Below are 18,274 nucleotides of genomic sequence, written 5' to 3'. Positions count from 1 at the left end.
CGGCCTCGTGAAGGGGCCAGAACCGCACAATCGCTTGATCTTGATCATCTGGTCATAGTGCCTGGCTTTTGCCAGCAAATCAGGCTGGATTTTTGTTGATTGATGCGTCAATAAAAAATAATCTTGTCCCAACAGGCCGGAGCAGGAATGCCGAAACTCGGAATGGAGCCGTTGCGCCGCAGGGCGCTCATCGACGCAACGATCTCGGCGATCGGCGAGCGCGGTTCGCTTGATGTGACGATGTCGGAAATCGCCGGGCGCGCCGGCGTGTCCTCGGCGCTTGCCCACCATTATTTCGGCGTCAAGGACGAATTGCTGTTGGCGACGATGCGGCACATCCTGAGCGAGCTCACCGCCGATACGCGCCGTGCACTTCGCGCGGCCGGCACGGCGCGCCAGCGCGTCTCGGCGGTGGTCGCGGTCAATTTCTCCGACATCCAGTTCCAGCCCGAAACGATCGCCGCCTGGCTCGCCTTCTATGTCGAGGCGCAGAAATCGGCAGCACTCCGCCGGCTGCTCAAGGTCTATGCGCGCCGGCTGCATTCCAATCTGCTCAGCGGGCTGGCCGGCATCCTGCCGAGAAGCGAGGCCGACCGGGTCGCCGAAGCGACCGCGGCGCTGATCGACGGGCTCTATATCAGGCGCGCGCTGAAGGACGGTGTTCCTGATGCCGCGACCGCGATTGCACTGGTCGAGGACTATCTCGAAACGAAGCTCAGCGGACGGCAGAAGCAGTGACATCCAAGCGACCCAACATCCTGATCGTCATGGTCGATCAGCTCAACGGAACGCTGTTTCCGGATGGGCCGGCGGACTTCCTGCACGCGCCGCATCTGAAGGCGCTGGCCGCGCGTTCGGCGCGTTTTTGCAACAATTACACGGCCTCGCCGCTCTGCGCGCCGGGCCGCGCCGCATTCATGAGCGGCCAGTTGCCGTCACGCACCGGGGTCTATGACAACGCCGCCGAATTCGCGTCTTCGATCCCGACCTTTGCCCATCATCTGCGCGCCGCCGGTTATCACACCTGCCTCTCCGGCAAGATGCATTTCGTCGGGCCGGACCAATTGCACGGTTTCGAGGAGCGGCTGACCACCGACATCTATCCGGCCGATTTCGGCTGGACGCCCGACTATCGCAAACCCGGCGAGCGCATCGACTGGTGGTATCACAATCTCGGCTCCGTCAGCGGCGCCGGTACTGCCGAGATCACCAACCAGCTGGAATATGACGACGAGGTCGCCTTCCATGCGGTGCAGAAGCTTTATGATTTTGCCCGCGTCTCCGACGATGCCGCACGTCGGCCCTGGTGCTTGACGGTTTCCTTCACCCATCCGCACGATCCTTACGTCGCACGGCGGCAATATTGGGACTTCTACGAGGATTGCCCGGCGCTCGAGCCTGAGGTCGGCTTCATTCCTTACGACAGGCAGGACCCGCATTCGCAGCGGCTCTACCGCGCCAGCGACTATGACAGGTTCGACATCACCGCTGAGCAGATACGCCGCGCACGGCGCGGCTATTTCGCCAACATCTCCTATCTCGACGACAAGCTCGGCGAATTGATGTCGGTGCTCGAGCACACACACATGCTCGACGACACGATCATCCTGTTCTGCTCGGACCATGGCGACATGCTGGGCGAGCGCGGCCTGTGGTTCAAGATGTGCTTTTTCGAAGGTTCGGCGCGGGTGCCGCTGATGATCGCCGGCAAGAGCATCGCCGCCAGCCTGATCGAGACGCCGGTCTCCAATCTCGACGTGACGCCGACGCTTTGCGACCTCGCCGGCATCAACATCAGCGCGATTGCGCCGTGGACTGACGGCCAGTCGCTGCTGCCGTTGCTGAACGGAAAGAAACGCTCCGCGCCGGTGCTGATGGAATATGCCGCCGAAGGCTCCAACGCGCCGATGGTGGCGATGCGCGAGGGCCGCTACAAATTCATCCATTGCGAGATCGATCCGCCGCAACTGTTTGATCTTGAATCGGATTCGCAGGAATTGACCAATCTCGCCGCCGATCCGGCCAATGCGGCATTGGTGGCCGCTTTCACCGACAAGGTGCGGGCGCGCTGGGACATGGCGGCCTTCGACGCGGCGGTGCGTGCCAGCCAGGCACGCCGCTGGGTGGTCTACCCGGCGCTGCGCAACGGCACCCATTATCCCTGGGAATTCCAGCCGCTGCAGAAGGCATCGGAGCGCTACATGCGCAACCACATGAACCTCGACCTGCTCGAAGAGCAGAAGCGCTTTCCGCGAGGCGAATGATGGCAGATAGTCTCGTCCCCTCGCTCGACCATCTCAGGCAGGCCTATGCCGTCACCTCCAAGGCGACGCAGGTCACGCCGCTGCTGGAATCGGCGGCACTCGCGCGCGAGACCGGCGCCGCCCGCGTCTTCGTCAAGGCCGAATCGCTGCAATGGGCAGGATCGTTCAAGGTGCGCGGCGCCTACTGGCGGCTGAAGAAGCTCTCGCCTGACGAAGCCAAAAAGGGCGTCGTCGCCTACTCCTCCGGCAATTTTGCGCAGGGGCTAGCGGCGGCTGGCCAAGCGCTTGGCATTCCCGTCACCATCGTCATGCCGATCGACGCGCCGGCCGCCAAGCGCGACGCCACATTGGGTTACGGCGCGCGCGTGGTGCTGACTGACCATGGCGAGCGCGCGCGTGAGGAAGTCGCCGCCGCCAAGGCGCGCGAGATCGCTGCGAGCGAAGGCCTGGCGCTGCTACACCCGTTCGACGATCCGGAGATCGTCGCCGGCCAAGCCGGTGCCGGGCTGGAGGCACTCGACCAGATCGCCGCCAGGCAAGCGGAGGCCGATCTCTTGTTCTGCTCGGTCGGCGGCGGCGGCCTGATCGGCGGTGTTTCACTGGCCTTTCACTACCTGTCGCCAGCCACGAAGATCATCGGTGTCGAGCCGGAAGGTTTTGACGGCATGGGCTCGTCGCTGGCGCATGGCGCCATCGAAACCATGCCGATCGGGCCGAAATCGATTTGCGACGGGCTGATGTCGCGGCGGCCCGGCGACGCGCCGTTCGCAGCGGTGAAGGCCGCCGGCGTTCGCGGCGTCACCGTCGACGATGCTTCGGTGCGGCGCGCCATGCGCCTCGCCTTCGAGCGGCTGAAGCTGGTGCTCGAGCCATCCGGCGCTGCTTCGCTGGCGGCGTTGCTCGGCGGCAAGGTCGACGTCACCGGCAAGACCGTTCTCGTAATGGCAACCGGCGGCAACGTCTCGCTGGCCGATTTCATTGCGCATATGAACCACGGGCGCGCATGAACCATGCTTGAAGCGGATTTCGTCATCATCGGCTCCGGCTCGGCCGGTTCGGCCATGGCCTACCGGCTGTCGGAGGACGGCAAGCATTCGGTGATCGTCATCGAATATGGCGGCAGCGATATCGGCCCGCTGATCCAGATGCCGTCGGCACTGTCGATCCCGCTCAATATGAGCCTCTATGACTGGGGCTTTGCCAGCGAGCCGGAGCCGCACCTCGGCGGCCGCGTGCTGGCGACGCCGCGCGGCAAGGTCATCGGCGGCTCGTCGTCGATCAACGGCATGGTCTATGTGCGCGGCCATGCCCGCGACTTCGACCATTGGGCCGAACAGGGCGCGACCGGCTGGGGCTTTGCCGATGTGCTCCCGTACTTCAAGCGCATGGAGGACAGCAATGGCGGCGAGAATGGCTGGCGCGGCCACGGCGGCCCGCTGACTGTGCAGCGCGGCTCGAGGACGAACCCACTCTACGGCGCCTTCGTCAAGGCAGGCCGTCAGGCCGGTTTCGAGCTGACCGACGACTATAACGGCGCGAAGCAGGAAGGCTTTGGGCCGATGGAGCAGACCATCCGCGGCGGCCGTCGCTGGTCCGCAGCGAGCGCCTATCTGAGGCCGGCGCTGAGTTGGAAAAATGTCAGCCTGGTCAAGGGTTTCGCCCGGCGGGTAATCATCGAGAATCAACGCGCCACCGGCGTCGAGATCGAAGTGCGCAAACGAATTCAGGTGATCAGAGCGCGGCGCGAGGTGATCGTTGCCGCGTCCTCGATCAACTCACCCAAGATCCTGATGCTGTCCGGCATCGGCCCCGGCCAGCACCTTAGGGAGAACGGCATTCCGGTGATTGTCGACCGGCCCGGCGTCGGTCGCAATCTGCAGGACCATATGGAACTCTACATCCAGCAGGAATCGACGAAGCCGATCACGCTGAACTCGGTGCTGAACCCGTTCTCGAAGGCGCTGATCGGGGCACAATGGCTGTTCTTCAAGTCCGGCCTCGGCGCCACCAATCATTTCGAGGCGGCCGCCTTCGTACGCTCGCGCGCCGGCGTCGACTATCCGGATATCCAGTATCACTTCATCCCGGCCGCGGTCCGCTATGACGGCAAGGCGGCGGCCAAGGCGCATGGTTTCCAGGCGCATGTCGGGCCGATGCGGTCGAAGTCGCGCGGTTCGGTCACGCTGCGCTCGCCCGATCCCAAATCGAAGCCGGTGATCCGCTTCAACTACATGTCGCATCCGGACGACTGGACGGAGTTCCGCCACTGCATCCGGCTGACCCGCGAGATCTTCGGGCAAGCGGCCTTCGATCCGTACCGAGGCAAGGAACTGTCGCCGGGCTCGCATGTACAATCGGATGAAGAGCTCGACGCCTTCATTCGCGACCACGCCGAAAGCGCCTACCACCCTTGCGGCACCTGCAAGTTGGGCCGTGCCGATGATGCGATGAGCGTCGTCGATCCGGAATGCCGCGTCATTGGCGTCGAAGGGCTTCGGGTCGCCGATTCCTCGATCTTTCCACGCGTCACCAACGGCAATCTCAACGCGCCGTCGATCATGACCGGCGAGAAGGCCGCCGACCACATTCTCGGGCGTACGCCGCTGCCACCGTCCAACCAGGAACCATGGATCAATCCGCGCTGGCAGGTGTCGGACAGATAGGCCATGATCCGGCGGACGCATATTCCGCATGCCGCGACAAGACGATTTGGAGAACAGTCATGCGCGCCCAGCCAACGGCATCGCATTATGTCAACGGCCGCTATATCGACGACGAGCGCGGCGCAGCGCTGCCGGTTATCTATCCGGCAACCGGCGAGACCATCGCCATGCTGCGCTCGGCGACGCCGAACGTGCTGGAACTCGCGATCGAGGCCGCGCGTGCGGCACAGCCGGCCTGGGCTCGGCTGAAGCCGGTCGAGCGCGGCCGCATCCTGCGCCGTGCCGCCGACATTTTGCGCGCGCGCAATGCCGATCTGGCGCGCATCGAGACGCTGGATACCGGTAAGCCGATCCAGGAGACGCTGGTTGCGGACGCCCCGTCGGCGGCCGACTGCCTCGAATATTTCGGCGGTGCCGTCACCACCTTTAATGGCGAGGCCGTCGATCTCGGCGGACCCTTTGCCTATACCAGGCGCGAGGCGCTCGGCGTGTGCGTCGGCATCGGCGCCTGGAACTATCCGATCCAGATCGCCGGCTGGAAATCCGCACCCGCCCTCGCCATGGGCAATGCGATGGTTTTCAAACCATCGGAAAACACGCCGCTTTCAGCGCTGGCGCTCGCCGAAATCTACACCGAGGCCGGGCTGCCCGACGGGCTGTTCAACGTCGTGCAGGGTTTTGGCGATGTCGGCGCCGGCCTTGTCGGCCATGATGTTGTCGCAAAGGTCTCGGTGACCGGCTCGGTGCCGACAGGCCGCAAAGTGCTGTCGCTCGCCGGCTCGAAGATGAAGCACGCAACGATGGAGCTCGGCGGCAAGTCGCCGCTGATCGTCTTCGAAGACGCCAACCTCGAAAATGCCATCGGCGGCGCGATGCTCGGCAATTTCTATTCGACCGGCCAGATCTGCTCCAACGGCACGCGGGTCTTCGTGCAGAGCGGCATCCATGACCATTTCGTCGAGAGGCTGACCGAACGGACGAAGAAAATCCGCATCGGCGATCCACTCGATCCGGACACGCAGATGGGGCCGCTGGTCTCAAAGGCGCAGCACGACAAGGTGGTCTCTTACATCGAGGCCGGCAAGCAGGATGGCGCGGTGCTCGCCTGCGGCGGCAACGTGCCTTCGCTGCAGGGTTTTCAGGGCGGCTTCTTCGTCGAGCCGACGGTGTTCACCGGTGTCGTCGACACGATGCGCATCGCCCGCGAGGAGATTTTCGGGCCGGTCATGAGCGTGCTGAAATTCGACAGCGAGGACGAGGTGATCGAGCGCGCCAACGACACCGAATTCGGCCTCGCCGCCGGCGTGTTCACCCGCGACCTGGCGCGCGCCCATCGTGTCATCGCCGAACTGCAGGCCGGCACCTGCTGGATCAACGCCTACAATCTGACGCCGGTCGAAATCCCCTTCGGCGGCTTCAAGCAGTCCGGCATCGGACGCGAGAATTCGCTCGCGGCACTGGCGCTCTATTCGCAGCTGAAGTCGGTCTATGTCGAGACCGGGGATGTCGCCAGCCCGTACTGATCCTTGGGCGCCGTGCCGTCCAGATACTGCGTCAGCGCGCAGACGAGATGATAGAAGATGCTGGCCGGCACCTCGCTCGCCAAGGAGCGGCCACGCTCGTCGATGCGGTCGATCCACAGGCCGAGCGGTGCCGGATTGATGTGCCAGCGGAACAGCCGGCCGACCCGTGCTTCGATCTCCGGCTTCAGGTCGGGACCGCCCGAACCGTCCAGCGCGATCGCCGCCTTGATCGCTTCGGCCTGCGGCCAGCTGCGCGAGACGCGGTCGAGCGGCAGTCCTTGCCGCGAGACGGCGCCGTAGGCGAGGCCCGTGGCGCGGTTCAGGCCATTGGCAATCGCCGACGCGTAAAGCTTCCGGGCAAGGCCGGTCAAGCCGCTCTGGCCGCTGCGGCCGGCGAAGTCGACCAGCAGCGAGGCCCATTCGAAATGATGGCCGGGTTCGGTCCACGTGCCCTTCTCGCCAGGGGCCGGCCGCCATTCATGGTCGAAATACTCACCCAGCGTCCAGCTTTCCGGGTCGAAGAAATGGCTGCGAAACAGATCGACGATGCGCGCGGCGCGGCGAAGATAGGCGCGCTCGCCGGTCGCCTGATGCCAGGCCAGGAATGCCTCGAGCAGATGCATGTGCGGGTTGGAGCGGCGCTCGCCCTCGCCGCTCGAGGTCTCGCGGAAGCCGGTCAGGCGTTCGTCCTCGAGATGCGCGTCGATGAACGCAAAGGTCTCCTGGCCAAGCCGCAACGCATCGGGATTGCCGCACATATGGGCATGCGCCAGCGCCAGGAGCACGCAGGAATGGTCATAGGCATCCTCGGCAGCGTCGGCGACGGTGCCGTCGACGTTGAGCGTGCGTACCCAGCCGCCATTGTCGGTACGTCCGTGCCTGGCCATGAATTCGAGGCCGTGGCTGATCAGCCGATCGGCCGGGCCGTTCCAGCCGCGCGCCTTGGCGACGGCGAAGGCGTAGATCTGCCTGGCCTGCGTGCGCATGCGCTTGGGTTTCATCAGCGGGGCGGCATCGAAGCCGAGCGCCTCGTGGAACCCGCCGTGGCGCTCATCGACGCCGACCGTCGACCACAACGGCACCGTCTCCTCGAACAGCCAATGGTGCACGCGGCGCTGCCAGGCGCCGCTTTCGATGACGCGGTCGTCGGCAGGCGTGAACCTGGTCTCAAGGCGGCCGCTTTTTTCGAGCTGCTCGACGATCTTCTTGACGTTCTGGCTGTGGCTGACCGGGGCGACGAAAGTGGCGTCGGCGGTCGACACGATGGCGACGTCCTTCAGGCCTATAGCCGACAGCAGGCGGCCGTCGCTGCGGATATAGGAGTTCTCGCAATCGATGGCGACGACATCGCCGACGATGACATTGCCCTGCGTGTCGGAGGGGCCGACGTCGAGCAGCGATTGCCAGGAGCCGAGATCGTTCCAGCGAAAGCTGGCCGGCACCATGGCGATGCCGCTGGCGCGCTCCATGATCGCATAGTCGATCGATGTCGATGGGATGGCGGCATAGAGCTCCAGAGGCATGTAGAGGCCGGAAAGATCCGATGTCGCAGCCTGGTAGGCAGCCTCTGTGGCGCTCCAGATGTCGGGCTGGAAGGCCATGAACGCGTCGCGCATGGCACTGGCGCGAAACAGGAAGATGCCGGTGTTCCAGTAGAAATTGCCGGCCTCGAGATAGCTCTGCGCCGTGGCGAGATCGGGTTTTTCGACGAAACGCGAGACATCGCAGATGCCATCGCGCTCGCCGGCCACCTCGATGTAGCCGTAACCGGTCTCGGGTTGGGCGGGCTTGATGCCGAACACCACCAGCCTGCCCTGGCGCGCGGCCGCCGTGCCGGCCTCGATGCTCCGCCAGAATTGCTGTGGGGTCGCGATCTCATGATCGGACGGCACCACCAGCACCAGGCTGTCGCCGAATTCCGACAGCGTGCGCAGGCTTGCCAAGGCGACGGCCGCAGCGGTGTTGCGTCCGGTCGGCTCGAACAGCGGGCCGCCGCCGGAAAGCTCGTGACCGGCAATGTCGGCATGGACGCGGTCGGCATGCCTTTCCGAGGCAATCAGGAAAACCGGCGTTTCGCCTTCCGGCCGCGCAGTGAGCCGGCGCAGCGTCTTGGCCAGCATTGAGCCGTCGCCGGAGAAATCATGGAACTGCTTGGGATTGTCCTCGCGCGACAACGGCCACAGCCGCGAGCCGACGCCGCCGCTCATCACAAAACTGACGATCCGTTCGGTCATGAAAACAAGCCTCGTGCTCAAAAGGTCTGATTGTAGGCGCCGACTTCGGGGCTGCGGCGCAGCACCGCATCGACGGCTTCGAACATCTGCCGGCGCCGCTCGGACGATACCGGGCTCTCCACCACCACCACAAGCTCCGGCTTGTTCGATGATGCGCGCACCAACCCCCAGGTACCATCCTCCGCCACGACCCTGACGCCGTTGACGGTGATCAGTTCGGCAATCCTCTGGCCGGCGAAGACCGTGCCCTCGTCCTTCATCTTGCGAAAGTCGCCTACGACGCGCTCGACGACGCCGTATTTGAGCTCGTCGGCGCAGTGTGGCGACATGGTCGGCGTGCCGAAGGTCAGCGGCAGATCGCGATAGAGGTCGGCCATGCTGCTTTGCGGGCTGCGATCCAGCATCTGGCAGATGGCGATTGCCGTGACCAGGCCATCGTCATAGCCGCGGCCGATCGGAGGATTGAAGAAGAAATGGCCCGATTTCTCAAAACCGGCAACGGCGCCGAGTTCGGCCACCCGCCGCTTGATATGGGAGTGTCCGGTTTTCCAATAGTCGGTGACCGCGCCATTTTCCCGCAACACCTTGTCAGTCATGAACAATCCGGTCGACTTGACGTCGACAACGAAAGTCGAGCCGGGATAAAGGTGCGAAATGTCGCGCGCCAGCATGACGCCGACCTTGTCGGCGAAAATCTCGCTGCCTTCATTGTCGACCACGCCGCAGCGATCGCCGTCGCCGTCGAAGCCAAGCCCGACATCGGCGCCCGTTTCCAGCACCTTGTCGCGAATGGCGTGCAGCATCTGCATGTCTTCGGGGTTGGGATTGTAATTGGGAAACGTATGATCGAGCTCGACGTCGAGCGGGATCACCTCGCAGCCGATCCTTTCCAGTGCTTCGGGAGCGAAAGCCCCGGCGGTGCCGTTGCCGCAGGCGGCCACCACCTTGAGCTTCCTCGAGATACGCTTTCCCGCTGTCAGATCGTCAAGGTAGGTTTTGCGGAAGTCCGCAACGAAGTCATAGGAGCCGCCACCGACAAGATCGAAATCGCCGGACAGCACGATCGCCTTCAACGCACTCATCTCCTCCGGACCAAAAGTCAGCGGGCGCGCCGCGCCCATCTTGACGCCGGTCCAGCCATTCTCGTTGTGCGAGGCAGTGACCATGGCAACGGACGGCGTGTTGAGCGCGAACTGGGCGAAATAAGCCATCGGCGACAGGGCCAGCCCGACATCCTTGACCCGTGCGCCGGCCGCCATCAGCCCGGAAACCAGCGCCAGCTTTATGGCAAGCGAATAGGAGCGGAAATCGTGACCGGTGACGATGTCGGGTCCGGCACCCAGACGGCGGATAAGCGTGCCGAGCCCCATGCCGAGCGCCTGGACGCCGATCAGATTGAGTTCCGGCGTTTCGTTCGAGCCGGGATGGCCGAACCACCAGCGCGCATCATATTCGCGAAACCCGGACGGCTTGATCAACGCAGAGGTTTCAAACTCGAATGTGTTTGGTCTGACATCGCTAACGATCTTCATCGACAAAGCTGCAAACTCCAGGTGGCTGAATCAGGTGCTTCGAGGCAAGTGGACGGTTATCCAGAAGCCCTTTAAGCCGTGTTTGTGCGACAGGAAACTGAAACCTGTATGACGTGGCGGCGAAAGCGAAAGAAATGCGACAGAAGCGCTGCCATTGGCGCTTGCAGTAACCAAATGCGGCGGCTATAAGCCCGCGGTCTGGTCACGGAGTGTAGCGCAGCCTGGTAGCGCACATCGTTCGGGACGATGGGGTCGCAGGTTCAAATCCTGCCACTCCGACCAGAAAAAATACGTCCATCCCGGTTCAGAGCCCGTAGGCGCTCTTTCCAAATTGCCCTGATACATTCGGACAAGAAGGCAGGTCTGGCCGAGGAGAGGCTAAGCGGTGCCCGCAGGGGCATCGGATCGCGGCTAATGCCGACGCGAGCGGATGTTCGTCACCGACAAAAAGCGACTTTCCAAGGCACCCGAAACCTCCCCCGCTTCGGAATGCCAAATCGTCCCGTGAAGGCCGGCGTGAGATTTACACCTCAGTTGTAACCGCAACATGGGATAGCCCGAGCCACCATTTTGATGCGGCTGTCAGCTACCCTCCGGGAATGCACCAAGACTCGTCGTCCGGCGGGAAAGCCAAGCCGGCGCGATTCTGCGCCGCCTTTCGCAAGTCTTTGCATCTCACGGCACTATCGCCCATTTTGCTTGTTGCAGAGCCGGTCTTGTTGCCTCTTCTAGTGATCCCCGTCCGCAGGACGAACAACTTCGGAGCAAAAAAAGGGGACCATTGTGACGACCCATCATCATGCCCGCACGGCAGCGGTGTCTAGCGCTTCAGGTATGCTGCGCCCTCAACTCGGGCCTGCCGCCGCCGGCAAATATCAGCCCCCGATCTCCAGGGCAGATGCCCGCCGCCTGACTGTCGGTGACATCCTCGCCGCCTATACCGAAGGACGCCAGGCCAAGATTGCCGGTCGCAAGGAATTTCTCGCCAGGATGCGTTTTCTGAACGAATTCTTCGGCACCGAGCCGGTCGCCAGCATCAATGGAGATCGCTGCCGCGCCTATGTCGAGCACCGTTCGCGCGAGCGCAATCGGGTAGAGCGTGAGCGAATCGCCAAGCTCAACGCCGCGGCGATGGAGACCCGCCGTGCGTTACTCCCGGCGTGGCGAGACAAGGACTTTACATCAGGCCCGCGTCGCGATCTTGAGGACCTCCGCTCGGCGATCAACTTTTGGGCCAAGGAATACGGTCTCGATCCGAAGCCGTCCGTCACCTTGCCAGACAAACCAGCAGCGCGCGAGCGCTGGCTGACGCGCGAGGAAGCAGCGGGACTGCTGCGCGCGGCATTGCGGCTGCGCCGGAAGCACGGTCAGTACGCTCATCTCTGCCGCTTTATCATTGTGGGGCTCTACACTGGCTGCCGACATCGTTCAATCCTGCAACTCAATTGGGATGGCGAGGCCGCACAAGCTTGGCCGGACCTAGGCCGCGGCGTGCTCTATTGCAAAGATCAGCACGCGAAAAAAAGCAAGAAATGGCGTCCGCCGGCGCGACTGCCGTCACGGCTGATCGCCCATATGCGCCGCTGGAAGCGTATCGATTGCGACTGCGGGCCGGTCGTCCATGACAGCCTGGGCGAACCGACAAAGCGCATCGAGAAGGCGTTCCGCACCTGCCGCGTGGAAGCCGGGCTCGGCGACGATGTCACCCCGAATGTGCTTCGCTACACCCGCGCCATGTGGCCTGTGCTGTGCGACGTCGACATGTGGCGGATCGCCAGCAAGGCTATGCGCTCAGGCGAAATCGCGTGACATCGATGGCCGCGGCCATCAGTGTCTGTGTGTAGGTTGCCTGCGGGTTGCTGAAGATCGCCTCGGCCGGCCCCTCCTCGACGATCTTGCCCTGTTTCATGACGATGATGTAGTCGGCCATGGCGCGCACAACGGCGAGATCGTGGCTGATGAACAGATAGGACAGTTCGTGGTCGGCCTGCAGCTTGCGCAGCAATTCGACGATCTGCTTCTGCACCGAGCGGTCCAGCGCCGAGGTCGGCTCGTCCAGCACCACCACTTTCGGCTTGAGGATCATGGCGCGCGCAATGGCGATGCGCTGCCGCTGGCCGCCGGAGAATTCGTGCGGATAGCGGTTGCGCGTGTTCGGATCGAGCCCGACTTCGAGCAAGGCATCGACCGCGCGGAGATCGCGCTGCCTGCCCGACAGATTGGGCTCGTGGACCAGAAGCCCCTCGGTGATTATCTGGCCGACGGTCATGCGTGGCGACAGCGAGCCGAATGGATCCTGGAAGACCAGCTGTAATTCGCGCCGCAGCGGCCGCATCGCCTGGCGGTCAGCGTGGGAAATGTCGCGGTCACCAAGCCGGATGATACCGTCGCTGGGCAGGAGCCGCAGCAAGGCGCGGCCGAGCGTCGATTTTCCCGAGCCGGATTCGCCGACGATGCCGATCGTCTGGTTGCGCTTCAGCCGTATCGAAATGCGATCGACGGCGCGCAGCAGCAGCGGCTCGCCGCCAAGAAATCCGCCGCCGATCTTGAAGGTCACCTCGACGTTCCTGCCTTCAAGCAGGACAGGGGCATTCGGAGGCGGCGGCGCCTTGGTGCCGGTCGGTTCGGCGGCAAGTAGCATCTTGGTGTAGCCGTGCTGCGGGTTGGCGAAGATCGCTTCCGCCTCGCCCTCCTCCACCACCTCGCCGTAGCGCATCACATAGACCCGGTCGGCAAAGCGCCGGACGATGCCGAGATCGTGGGTGATGAAGACGATCGCCATGCCGAGCTTGCGCTGCAATTCGGCGAGCAGCATGAGAATCTGCGCCTGGATGGTGACGTCGAGCGCGGTCGTCGGCTCGTCGGCGATCAGTATGTCGGGGTCGTTGGCCAGCGCCATGGCGATCATGACGCGCTGGCGCTGACCGCCCGACAACTCGTGCGGATAGGATTTCATCCGCCGCTCCGGATCGGGAATATGGACCAGCCGCAGCAGCTTGAGCGCCTCCTCGCGCGCCGCGGCGGCGCCAAGTCCGCGATGCTTGCGGATCGGCTCGATCAGCTGGTTGCCGATCGAATAGAGCGGGTCTAGCGACGTCATCGGCTCCTGGAAGATCATGCTGATCTTGCGGCCGCGGATCTTGTTGAGCTCGGGTTTGCTCAAGGTCAAAAGATTGCGGCCGCGATAATCGACTGTGCCGGTGGCTTCGCCGTTCGAGGCGAGCAGGCTCATCGCCGCCATCATCGTCTGGCTCTTGCCGGAACCGGATTCGCCGACGACGGCGACGGTCTCGCCTGATTTGACGTGGATATTGATGCCCTTCACCGCCTCCACCACACCGTCGAGGGTGCGGAAGCGGACCCGAAGGTCCTTGACGCTGAGGATGGTTTCGGAAGCGGCCATCTCAACGATCCTTCGGGTCGAGCGCATCGCGCAGCCCATCGCCGACGAAATTCAGCGCGAACAGCGTGGAGACGAGAAAGAAGGCCGGGAACAGAAGCAGCCAGTTGGCCGAGCCGATGTTCTGGGCGCCGACCGAGATCAGCACGCCCCAGCTGGTCATCGGCTCCTGGACACCGAGCCCGAGGAACGACAAAAAACTCTCCAGGATAATGACCTGCGGCACCAGCAGCGTCATGTAGATCACAACCGGCCCGAGCAAATTGGGGATCACATGGCGCAGCAGAATGCCGCGCTGGCCGACGCCCATCGCCTCCGCCGCCTGGACATATTCCTGCCGGCGGATCGACAGCGCTTGTCCGCGCACGATGCGCGCCATGTCGAGCCACAGCACCGCTCCGACCGCCAGGAACATCAGCACGAAGTTCCTGCCGAAGAACACCACCAGCATGATAACGAAGAAGATGAACGGCAAAGAATAAAGCACGTCGACGACACGCATCATCACCTCGTCGACCCTGCCGCCGGCAAGGCCGGCGGTGGCGCCGTAGAGCACGCCGATGAGCACGGCCACAATGCCGGCAAGCAGGCCGATGGCTAGCGATATGCGCCCGGCCATCAGCGTTCTGGACAGGAGATCGCGGCCGGTATTGTCGGTGCCGAACAGGAAATATTGCTGCTTGATCGAGGCACTCATCACCATTTCGAGACCGTCCGGCGATTTGCTCTCGATCTTTGTGTCATCAAAAGTATCGGAACGATCAAGGTAGCGAATGTTGCGGTCATCGATCGGCTTGGACGATTTGACGGTAACGAACACACGGCTGTCCTCCTGCCGCCACTCCTTGATGTCGACGCGCATACGCCTGATCGCCTCATCGAGGGCGCCTTCGATCATGTCGGCCTTCGGATAGGCCGAGAAGCTCGGCGGCGTACGGACATAGTCGGCATAGATGGTGGTGTATTGGTGCGGCACGAAATAGGGCCCAAACACGCTGATGACGGCGATGAAGGCAAGATAATAGAGGCTGAACATGGCCGCGCGATTGGCCTTGAGGCGCGCCCAGGCGTCACCCCACAGGGACCGGCCGACGACCGGTGCGGCAACTGCGATATCAGTCATAGCGCACCCTCGGATCGACGACCCCATAGAGGACGTCGACGATCAGGTTGAAAACGATGGTGAAGAGCGCGATGACCACCACCGTCCCCATCACCAGTGTGTAGTCGCGGTTGAGCGCGGCAACGACAAAATGGCGGCCGATGCCCGGGATAGAGAAGATGGTCTCGACGATGATCGAGCCGGTGAGAAGGGCTGCAGCTGCCGGACCGGTGAAGGAGACGATCGGCAGGATGGCGCCGCGCAGTGCATGCTTGACGACGACTGACCAGTCGGACAGGCCGAGAGCGCGCGCGGTGCGGATGTGATGCGAGTGCAGCGATTCGATCATCGAGCCGCGCATCAGGCGGGCAACGATGGCGATCTGCGGCAGAGCGAGCGTCAGCACCGGGCCGACCTTATTGATGAGGGCTCCATCGCCCCAGCCACCGATCGGCAGCAGCTTCCAGGTCAATCCGAATACAAGCTGGATTACTGGGGCGATGACAAAGGTCGGTATGGTGCTGCCGGCGGTCGCCAGCGCGATCACCGAATAGTCGGCAAGCTTGTTCTGGTTGAGCGCGCCAACAGTGCCGAGCACGGTGCCCAGGAGCAGCGCCAGAACGAGCGCCGAAGCGCCGAGTTGGATCGAGATCGGCAGGCCTTCCCTGAACAGCTCGCCGACGGTGAAATCCGGCATGTTGTAGCTGGGACCGAAGTTGCCGCGCAGAAGATTGCCTAGATAATGGAGGTACTGCAGCCAGAGCGGGTCGTTGAGGCCGAACTGGGTTTCGAGATTGGCTCTGATCTCGGGGCTCAGGCCCCGCTCCTGGTTGAACGGTCCGCCCGGTGCGACGCGTATCAGGAAGAACGCCATGGTCACGATGACGAACAGCGTCGGGATGGCGGTCAACAGCCGCCGGAATACGTAACGCAGCATCGATGCCCCGCTTGATCCAGAGCAGCGCGCGTCCGGCTGGACGATTGCGCTCTAGCCTTCAAATCTTCGCACCGACATTGTCGAAAATCGAATCCGGTTCCCGGGCCGATGCGATGGCAAACCAGAGCCGCCGCGCATTGAGTTGCGCCGCGGCCTGGCTAAGGGATCAGTCCTTGCTGATGAAGCGGGACGGATGGATATCCATCACATTGTCGTCGAAGCCATGCAGCTTCGAGGAAACGATGTCGTGGTAGCTATAGTAGAGGATCGGAATGTTGCCGACCTCATCGACGAGGATGCGCTCGGCCTTGGCGAGTTCCTTCATGCGCTCTTCGGGCTTGCCGCCGGCGGCGGCGGCCTTGTCCATGGCCTCTTCGTATTTCGGGCTGTTGTAGTTCGAATAGTTATTGCCACTAGCCTTGCGGGAGATCCCAAGGAAAGTTTCCGGATCCTTGTAATCCGCAATCCAGGCGGCACGCGCGACATCATAGTCGCCCTTCTGCTCGAGGAAAGAGTAGTGAGTCTTGGTATCGGTGTTGAGCAACGTGACCTCGACGCCAAGCGGCTTCAGCTGTTCCTGGATGGCGACAGCGGTGTTCTTGTGGTTTTCCGAGGTGTTGTAGCGGATTTCCATCTTCAACGGATGCTCGGGCGTATAGCCGAGCTTCTCCAGGATTTTCTTGGCTTCATCTTCCCGGTCGATCTGCGGCATGTCGGCGTATTTGGCCAGTGCCGGCGTGTAGCCCTCGATCCCCGGAGGCACCATCGAATAGCCGGGCAGCATCGAATTCTGCCAGACTTTTTCGGCGAGGAAGTCGCGATCGATCGCCATCGAGATGGCGTTGCGCAGTTCGACATTGTCCCACGGCGCCTTATCGGTCTTGATCGCATAATAGTAGGTGCCGAGATATGGCCCGACACGGACCTGGTCGCCGAATTTGGCCTTGAGGTCGCCGAGCTGTTCCGTCGGCAGGTCACCGTAGCTGTCGAGTTCGCCAGCCTCGAAGCGCTTCATCGCCGACGAACGATCCTCGGTCGGGATGTAGTTGACCACGTCGAACTTGACGCTCGCGGCATCCCAGAATTTCGGATTCTTGACCAGCTTCAGATGGTCGTTGGGAACCCACTCTGCCGCTGTAAAGGCCCCGTTGGAGACCAGCTTGCCTGCCTTGATCCAGTCGGCGCCAAGCTTTTCGATCGACGCCTTGTTGACCGGATAGGTCGCCTGATGGGTCAGCATCTCCAGGAAGTAAGGCGTTGGCGCCTTGAGCGTGACTTCCAGGGTATTTGCGTCAATCGCCTTGACCCCCATATCCTCCGGCTTGCCCTTCTTGGTGTTGACTTCCTCGGCACCCTTCACTGGATAGAGCATGGAAGCGTATTCGGCAGCGGTGGCCGGATCTTCCAGCCGACGGAACGAATAAACGAAGTCGTCCGCCGTCACCGGGCTGCCATCCGACCAGAGGCCGTCCTTGCGCAGCTTGAAGGTGTAGACAGTGCCGTCGTCGGACACCGTCCAGCTTTCGGCGGCGCCCGGAATGAGATTCGTCTTCTGGTCATGCATGACGAGGCCCTGGAACAGGTCGCGTATGATATCGGCTTCGTAGACCGTCGAGGTCTTGTGCGGGTCGAGCGTCTCCGCTTCGGCGGCGGCTCCGCGGTTGTAGACGGTCTCGGCGAAAGCCGGCGTGTAGAACGTACCGGCGGCCAAGACCATGGTCGTGGCGAGTACCGTCGCCTTCAGCACATGTTTCAGCATGGAGTTCTCCCTAATGACGTCGCCCTTCGGCCACGTCTCTAAGTGTTGACGCCCCCGAAACCGATTGGTTGGTTCCTTTCGAGCGCGCAGCCGGTTCCCTTTCCGGCAGCTGGTGGCCAAACAGTAACGTGGAGATTTTTTATTTCAACAGACTCTCGGGGTCACGCAAAGTAAGGGGCCGGGACAGTCGCCTTGCGAGCGGCCAATCAATGGTCAAAGCCATGAGTTTGACTGGGTTTCCTGGCCAGAACGCCGATCTGGGAAATAATCTGGCCGATCATTTCAGTTTACCGGAATGTATTAATTGGTTCTTAGCAACCAAGGGTTACAAATTTCAATGGGATCGGCACATCGACCTTGAGTTCCAACGGGCAAGGGCAATGAACAAGATAGACAGTAACACTGTCGCATTAAAGCGTAAAATATTGCGCCAAATACGGGCGAATCTACGCAAAATTGGAGATGAGTCCGGAACTTCCGCGGTCGAATTTGCCCTGCTTTCGCCGATCTTTATCCTGCTCGTGCTCGGAATGGTTGCATATGGTATCTATTTTGGTGCAAGCAACTCCTTGCAGCAAATCGCCGCCGATGCCGCCCGCACCGCAATTGCCGGATTGAATCAAACCGAGCGCCAGGCGCTGGTGGCGAGTTTCGTCAAAAACAATGCCACTGGATACCCGTTCGTCGATTCCGGCAAGCTGACCTACCAGGCGACGGACAGCACGGCCGACGGAAATCAGTTTGTCGTGTCAATCCAGTACGATGCCAGCAACCTGCCGATCTGGAACCTGTTACCAAGCCTTGCGATGCCGCAAACCACGATCTCGCGCAGATCTACCATCAGGATTGGAGGCATTTGA

The 18,274-nt window shown here is 62.4% G+C and carries 13 protein-coding genes and 1 tRNA gene; 8 read left to right on the top strand and 6 right to left on the bottom strand.

Going from position 1 to position 18,274, the window contains the following annotated elements:
• Window positions 1-147 precede the first annotated feature (147 nt).
• The 5 genes from betI to betB are packed head-to-tail and all read left to right on the top strand — an operon-like array spanning window position 148 to window position 6,450.
• Window positions 148-738 (top strand): transcriptional regulator BetI, encoded by a 591-nt coding sequence (gene betI, locus NKJ32_RS05750; RefSeq protein WP_352454288.1) that lies wholly within the window; start codon window positions 148-150, stop codon window positions 736-738.
• Window positions 735-2,264 carry a choline-sulfatase gene (gene betC / locus NKJ32_RS05745; protein WP_352591580.1) on the top strand — a complete coding sequence of 510 codons (1,530 nt, stop codon included), beginning with the start codon at window positions 735-737 and terminating at the stop codon, window positions 2,262-2,264. The genes betI and betC overlap by 4 nt, the downstream gene beginning before the upstream one ends.
• Entirely contained in the window at window positions 2,264-3,271 is a 1,008-nt protein-coding gene (locus tag NKJ32_RS05740; protein ID WP_502897384.1) for a threonine/serine dehydratase family protein, read from the top strand. Before betC ends, NKJ32_RS05740 begins: the two co-directional genes overlap by 1 nt.
• Window positions 3,272-3,274: 3 nt before the next feature.
• Entirely contained in the window at window positions 3,275-4,927 is a 1,653-nt protein-coding gene (gene betA / locus NKJ32_RS05735) for a choline dehydrogenase (RefSeq protein WP_352827009.1), read from the top strand.
• Between the two features lie 59 nt (window positions 4,928-4,986).
• Complete coding sequence (gene betB, locus NKJ32_RS05730) at window positions 4,987-6,450, top strand: betaine-aldehyde dehydrogenase (RefSeq protein WP_352591574.1); 1,464 nt, start codon at window positions 4,987-4,989, stop codon at window positions 6,448-6,450.
• Here betB and NKJ32_RS05725 read toward each other — a convergent pair.
• Window positions 6,414-8,684 (bottom strand): AGE family epimerase/isomerase, encoded by a 2,271-nt coding sequence (locus tag NKJ32_RS05725; protein WP_352591571.1) that lies wholly within the window; start codon window positions 8,682-8,684, stop codon window positions 6,414-6,416. The genes betB and NKJ32_RS05725 overlap by 37 nt on opposite strands.
• 17 nt (window positions 8,685-8,701) lie before the next feature.
• Window positions 8,702-10,216, bottom strand: a complete 1,515-nt coding sequence (locus NKJ32_RS05720) for a phosphomannomutase/phosphoglucomutase (protein WP_502897383.1) — start codon at window positions 10,214-10,216, stop codon at window positions 8,702-8,704.
• A 205-nt stretch (window positions 10,217-10,421) separates the two neighbouring features.
• On the opposite strand from NKJ32_RS05720, the gene NKJ32_RS05715 reads away from it, so the two are divergent.
• Both NKJ32_RS05715 and NKJ32_RS05710 read left to right on the top strand, forming a co-directional pair.
• A tRNA-Pro gene (locus NKJ32_RS05715) sits at window positions 10,422-10,498 on the top strand.
• A 501-nt stretch (window positions 10,499-10,999) separates the two neighbouring features.
• Entirely contained in the window at window positions 11,000-12,025 is a 1,026-nt protein-coding gene (locus tag NKJ32_RS05710) for a site-specific integrase (RefSeq protein ID WP_352591565.1), read from the top strand.
• Here the strand turns inward: NKJ32_RS05710 and NKJ32_RS05705 are convergent.
• The 4 genes from NKJ32_RS05705 to NKJ32_RS05690 form a co-directional block, all read right to left on the bottom strand.
• Entirely contained in the window at window positions 12,000-13,619 is a 1,620-nt protein-coding gene (locus tag NKJ32_RS05705) for an ABC transporter ATP-binding protein (protein WP_352449088.1), read from the bottom strand. The two genes, NKJ32_RS05710 and NKJ32_RS05705, sit on opposite strands and share 26 nt — an antisense overlap.
• Window position 13,620: 1 nt before the next feature.
• Window positions 13,621-14,739, bottom strand: a complete 1,119-nt coding sequence (locus NKJ32_RS05700; protein ID WP_352591559.1) for an ABC transporter permease — start codon at window positions 14,737-14,739, stop codon at window positions 13,621-13,623.
• Window positions 14,732-15,655 carry an ABC transporter permease subunit gene (locus tag NKJ32_RS05695; protein WP_352591556.1) on the bottom strand — a complete coding sequence of 308 codons (924 nt, stop codon included), beginning with the start codon at window positions 15,653-15,655 and terminating at the stop codon, window positions 14,732-14,734. Before NKJ32_RS05695 ends, NKJ32_RS05700 begins: the two co-directional genes overlap by 8 nt.
• A 166-nt stretch (window positions 15,656-15,821) precedes the next feature.
• Window positions 15,822-17,414 carry a peptide ABC transporter substrate-binding protein gene (locus NKJ32_RS05690; protein ID WP_352591553.1) on the bottom strand — a complete coding sequence of 531 codons (1,593 nt, stop codon included), beginning with the start codon at window positions 17,412-17,414 and terminating at the stop codon, window positions 15,822-15,824.
• A 425-nt stretch (window positions 17,415-17,839) separates the two neighbouring features.
• On the opposite strand from NKJ32_RS05690, the gene NKJ32_RS05685 reads away from it, so the two are divergent.
• The gene (locus NKJ32_RS05685; protein WP_352591659.1) at window positions 17,840-18,274 is read left to right on the top strand and encodes a TadE/TadG family type IV pilus assembly protein; all 435 of its coding nucleotides are present in this window, start codon (window positions 17,840-17,842) and stop codon (window positions 18,272-18,274) included.

It is taken from the genome of Mesorhizobium sp. M0159 (assembly GCF_040322295.1).
In the GTDB taxonomy this organism is placed as follows: Bacteria; Pseudomonadota; Alphaproteobacteria; order Rhizobiales; family Rhizobiaceae; genus Mesorhizobium.
This window is presented reverse-complemented; position numbering and strand designations above follow the sequence as displayed.

What these genes read in the sequence shown, in the direction of transcription:
- betB (WP_352591574.1), top strand. Translation starts at nt 4,987, where the DNA reads ATGCGCGCCCAGCCAACGGCATCGCATTATGTCAACGGCCGCTATATC.
- NKJ32_RS05725 (WP_352591571.1), bottom strand. Translation starts at nt 8,684, where the DNA reads ATGACCGAACGGATCGTCAGTTTTGTGATGAGCGGCGGCGTCGGCTCG.
- NKJ32_RS05740 (WP_502897384.1), top strand. Translation starts at nt 2,264, where the DNA reads ATGGCAGATAGTCTCGTCCCCTCGCTCGACCATCTCAGGCAGGCCTAT.
- NKJ32_RS05695 (WP_352591556.1), bottom strand. Translation starts at nt 15,655, where the DNA reads ATGCTGCGTTACGTATTCCGGCGGCTGTTGACCGCCATCCCGACGCTG.
- NKJ32_RS05705 (WP_352449088.1), bottom strand. Translation starts at nt 13,619, where the DNA reads ATGGCCGCTTCCGAAACCATCCTCAGCGTCAAGGACCTTCGGGTCCGC.
- betI (WP_352454288.1), top strand. Translation starts at nt 148, where the DNA reads ATGCCGAAACTCGGAATGGAGCCGTTGCGCCGCAGGGCGCTCATCGAC.
- NKJ32_RS05700 (WP_352591559.1), bottom strand. Translation starts at nt 14,739, where the DNA reads ATGACTGATATCGCAGTTGCCGCACCGGTCGTCGGCCGGTCCCTGTGG.
- NKJ32_RS05690 (WP_352591553.1), bottom strand. Translation starts at nt 17,414, where the DNA reads ATGCTGAAACATGTGCTGAAGGCGACGGTACTCGCCACGACCATGGTC.
- NKJ32_RS05720 (WP_502897383.1), bottom strand. Translation starts at nt 10,216, where the DNA reads ATGAAGATCGTTAGCGATGTCAGACCAAACACATTCGAGTTTGAAACC.
- betA (WP_352827009.1), top strand. Translation starts at nt 3,275, where the DNA reads ATGCTTGAAGCGGATTTCGTCATCATCGGCTCCGGCTCGGCCGGTTCG.